Source organism: Citrobacter sp. wls718 (assembly GCF_005280945.1).
Taxonomy (GTDB): domain Bacteria; phylum Pseudomonadota; class Gammaproteobacteria; order Enterobacterales; family Enterobacteriaceae; genus Citrobacter; species Citrobacter gillenii.
Map to the genome: position 1 here is coordinate 1 of NZ_SZWV01000052.1, position 4,398 is coordinate 4,398.

Annotated in this window: 3 protein-coding genes and 1 pseudogene; 1 reads left to right on the forward strand and 3 read right to left on the reverse strand. The window is 50.9% G+C overall.

Annotation, left to right across the window (positions count from 1 at the left end; translation table 11 throughout):
- The first annotated feature begins 440 nt into the window (after nt 1-440).
- On the forward strand, nt 441-1,739 hold the full coding sequence (locus FDW95_RS09930; RefSeq protein ID WP_115257745.1) for an MFS transporter: 1,299 nt from the start codon (nt 441-443) through the stop codon (nt 1,737-1,739).
- On the opposite strand, the gene FDW95_RS09935 is transcribed toward FDW95_RS09930, so the two are convergent.
- The 3 genes and pseudogenes from FDW95_RS09935 to pat form a co-directional block, all read right to left on the reverse strand.
- On the reverse strand, nt 1,736-2,059 hold the full coding sequence (locus FDW95_RS09935; protein WP_096759352.1) for a YfiM family lipoprotein: 324 nt from the start codon (nt 2,057-2,059) through the stop codon (nt 1,736-1,738). The two genes, FDW95_RS09930 and FDW95_RS09935, sit on opposite strands and share 4 nt — an antisense overlap.
- 43 nt (nt 2,060-2,102) lie before the next feature.
- Nucleotides 2,103-3,458, reverse strand: a complete 1,356-nt coding sequence (gene pssA, locus FDW95_RS09940; protein WP_115257746.1) for a CDP-diacylglycerol--serine O-phosphatidyltransferase — start codon at nt 3,456-3,458, stop codon at nt 2,103-2,105.
- A gap of 114 nt (nt 3,459-3,572) precedes the next feature.
- Nucleotides 3,573-4,398 (reverse strand): annotated as a pseudogene (pat, locus tag FDW95_RS23710) (protein lysine acetyltransferase); the annotation flags it as partial.

The window sequence follows — 4,398 nt, forward strand, 5'->3', positions numbered from 1 at the left end:
GTAGGGAACTGCCAGGCATCAAATAGAAACGAAAGGCTCAGTCGAAAGACTGGGCCTTTTGTTTTATCTGTTGTCTGTCGGTGAGTGCTCTCCTGAGTAGGACAAATCTGCCGGGAGCGGATTTGAACGTTGCGAAGCAACGGCCCGCAGGGTGGCGGGCAGGACGCCCGCCATAAACTGCCAGGCATCAAACAAGTGAAGAAGCCCATCCTGACGGATGGGCTTTTTTGCGTCTGTTGTATGTGAAAGCGGGTGGATAGCTGCGTCAGCGCTTTATCCGTCCTGCCCTCCTCGTAAAAATCCGAAACCTTTCCCTGCTAATTAAAAATGTGATATATATCCCATAATAAAAAATAACAATTATATAACATCTCATTCACTAAAAATGCACTAGGCATCATTGATAAATTCACAAGATCCTTGGCAGGGGTACAATTCTAATGGCTGATAGCAGTGTAACTGAGAATCGGGTGCTGACGGACAGCGACACCCGTCGTCGTATATGGGCAATCGTAGGGGCATCATCAGGGAATCTGGTCGAATGGTTTGACTTCTACATCTACTCTTTCTGTTCCCTCTATTTTGCCCATATCTTTTTTCCTTCAGGAAACACCACCACACAACTGTTACAGACTGCTGGGGTTTTCGCCGCAGGGTTTCTGATGCGGCCTATTGGCGGATGGATTTTTGGCCGGATAGCCGATAAGCACGGACGTAAAAAGTCCATGTTATTGTCAGTATGCATGATGTGTATGGGATCGCTGGTGATCGCCTGTCTGCCGGGGTATGAAACCATTGGCACTTGGGCACCTGCGCTGCTGCTGCTCGCCAGATTATTTCAGGGGCTGTCTGTTGGCGGAGAATATGGCACCAGTGCGACTTACATGAGTGAAGTCGCCGTGGAAGGTAAGAAAGGGTTTTATGCCTCATTCCAATACGTGACCTTGATTGGTGGGCAACTTCTGGCATTGCTGGTTGTGGTGATATTACAGCAAACGTTAGAAGACTCAGCGCTCAGAGCATGGGGCTGGCGTATTCCCTTTGCGCTGGGAGCCGTACTGGCGATTGTCGCGCTTTGGTTACGTCGTCAGTTAGATGAAACCTCAAAACAGGATGTGCGTGCGCTGAAAGAAGCAGGCTCCCTGAAAGGACTATGGCGTAACCGCAAGGCCTTCGTGATGGTGCTCGGATTTACTGCTGCGGGTTCGTTGTGTTTCTATACCTTCACCACCTACATGCAGAAGTATCTGGTGAATACGGCAGGTATGCATGCCAACGTGGCCAGCGGTATAATGACGGCGGCACTGTGCGTGTTTATGCTGGTACAGCCGCTGTTCGGCGCGTTGTCAGATAAAATTGGCCGCCGTACCTCGATGCTGTGTTTTGGCGCATTAGCCACGTTGTTTACCGTTCCTATCCTGACGGCGTTGCAGAATGTGACCTCCCCGTATATGGCATTTGGTCTGGTCATGTGTGCCTTGTTGATCGTCAGTTTCTACACTTCAATCAGTGGCATTCTGAAGGCCGAAATGTTTCCGGCGCAGGTCCGCGCGTTGGGGGTAGGATTGTCTTATGCAGTGGCGAATGCCTTGTTTGGTGGATCGGCCGAATATGTTGCGCTGTCGCTGAAGTCCGTTGGTATGGAAACCACATTTTTCTGGTACGTCACCGCTCTGGCCGTGGTTGCATTCTTTGTCTCATTACTGCTGCACCGCAAAGGTAAAGGCCTGCGCCTCTAATGGTGGGCCATTTGCCAGACGGCATAGCCGGTAGATGCGCCGGCGACATCCCAGGCAAAATCTTTCCAACTCCAGCCGCTTCCTGTGGGGCGGCTGTCCCAAAGTTCTTTTGATGCGCCAAGGCTAATGGAGAACATGAAACCGATGGCAGCGCTGCGATCGGCGCTGTTTCCCTGATGCTGAGCGTACTCGTTACCGGCGGCGGCCAGCATGGCTGAGGCAATAAAGTGTTGTGCTTTGTCTTGCCCACTCCAGTTGTCGTTCGCCATATGGCTACAACCAGAAAGTGTCAGGATACTGGCGAGAATAAACAGGCGCACCGTCGTCTCCATAGGAAAAACCCCGTCAGCGACGGGGTTCAGGTTACAGAATACGGCTGATTAATCTGTCGATTCGGATACGGCGGAGTCGACGGATGAGCTTACGCACTTTAACCGGATAGTCGGCAATACTCTGCAGGTCGCGATAGTGCTTAACAACGGTAGTATGTGTGCGGATGAGCTCCAGCTCTTTCTCACGCTGAAGAGTCAGTTCCTGCTTAGGATCGTGGATCAGAATGGCGTTTTCCAGATCCAGGCGCCAGGCGCGAGGGTTAAGGTTGTTGCCGGTGAGCAGCATCCATTTATCATCCACCCACATGCCTTTCAGATGATAAGTATTGTCATCATCTTTCCATAAGCGTACGACCAGTTGATCGGTATTAACGTAATACTGCAGTCGGCTCAGGAAGCGGCGAAGGTTTATTTCATACAGATAGGGCAGCGCGCCGATAATCTTAAACGGCTCATCTTCCGGGATGAAAAAGTCGTTAGCGGTCTTATCGCCCACGATAATTTCAACCTTTTTCCCTTCACGCAGAAGCTGGATAATATTGCGCACCAGTATGGCTGGCAGGTTGAAATAAGGGGTACAGATTGTGAGTTTCTGCTCTGCGCAGGGCATCAGATGGAAAATGGTCTTATTCAGCAGACTGGATTTTCCGAGCCCAACCAGAGGCGTCACCGACAGCTGTTCATTATCCGCATTACCCTGGAAATGGAATGACGCATCACGTAATTCCTGACGATACAGGCGGATGTCGTTTTTAATTTCCGGGCTTTTAGGGCGATTGATATCATCAAGACGATTCACGCCGCGACCATTCATCAGGTTCTGCGTGACCCAGTCGAACATGATGTCAGTCATTTGCGCATTGCGAATCAACTGGTAGCGATCGTAGCGATATTTATCATGCTGATGTAGGTAAACGTCGTTCAGGCTGGCGCCGCTATACAGAACGCTATCATCGATGATAAAGCCTTTGAAATGCAGGACGCCAAGCGCTTCACGGGTGTTAATCGGTACGCCGTAGACCGGAATATCGATCCCTGGATTTTCTTGCGCCATTCGGCAGTACCAGTCAGCGTTGGTATTAGACGCTGCTGCGCCAATGCGTCCGCGCTGGGCACGATGCCAGTCGACAAGCACCCGGATATCAAGCTCAGGACGCTGCCGCTTAGCCGCATAAAGCGCGTCGAGGATGCCTTTGCCACCGTCGTCCTGTTCCAGATACAGGGCGATGATGCAAATACGTCGCGTCGCGCTGGCTATTTTCTCCAGCAGAGTCTCCCTGAAATTAGCGGGAGCATAAAAGAAATCTACATCATCAACTGATTGAGAAATCTTCGGTAGTTGGGCAAGGTGTTGTTGATGTTTATTACGCTTAAATTTTGACAACATCACAGTGCATTTCTTCTCTGTTCATTGAAGGGTCCTCTGTGCTATGCAGACGACATAAGCGAGCAATGATAACACCAGTACCCGTTAAAGTGGTCAACATTTCCAGTACCTTACTCACGATTCCTCATATTGGGCCAGATTAAGCGTTAGCCCAACAATTCCCTCTTCGAGCTGGACGTCTACAGCAAACCCGAGTTTTCGGGCCAGGGCGACCATCCCCCGATTGTTCGGCATCGTAATACCATTCAGACGTCTCAGTCCGTGATCTCGGGTGTAGGTAATTAATTTTTCCATCAATCGCCGCCCGAGCCCCAGCCCTTTGAGATCCGATCGTACCAGTACGGCAAATTCGGCATCGACGTTATCGGGATCGGAAATTGCGCGCGTCACGCCGAGGATCTCTTCAGTGTTATCACGGCAACGTACCGCCACAAAGGCCATTTCCCGATCGTAGTCGATCTGCGTCATATTGGCTAAATCTTCATGGGTAAATTCGTTGATCTCACTGAAATAGCGGTAATACAGATCTTCCTTCGTCACTTGCGAAATGAACTGCTGCAGATGGGGTTCATCCTCCGGCAGAATAGGGCGGAACAGGCAGCGTTCACCATTTTTCATTTCGACCCACTCTTCAAGCTGATGAGGATAGGGACGCACGGCCAGTCTGCTTTCGTTGTCGCCCGTGAAGGGGGCAATATCCAGCGTAACATCGAGGGCGGTGAATTCACCGGCGGATGCCAGTAATGGGTGGATATCCAGACGTTGAATTTCCGGGCAATCGACGATCAAATTGGACACCTGAACCAAAAGCTGGCTTAAACCGGCGACGTCTAAAGGGCGTAGCGCACTGCGGGCGCGGATCTTTTTGTTTTTGATCCCCTGGATCACCAGATATCGTGCGAGGTTCATGTTCAGCGGCGGCAATGCCACCACGGCTTGC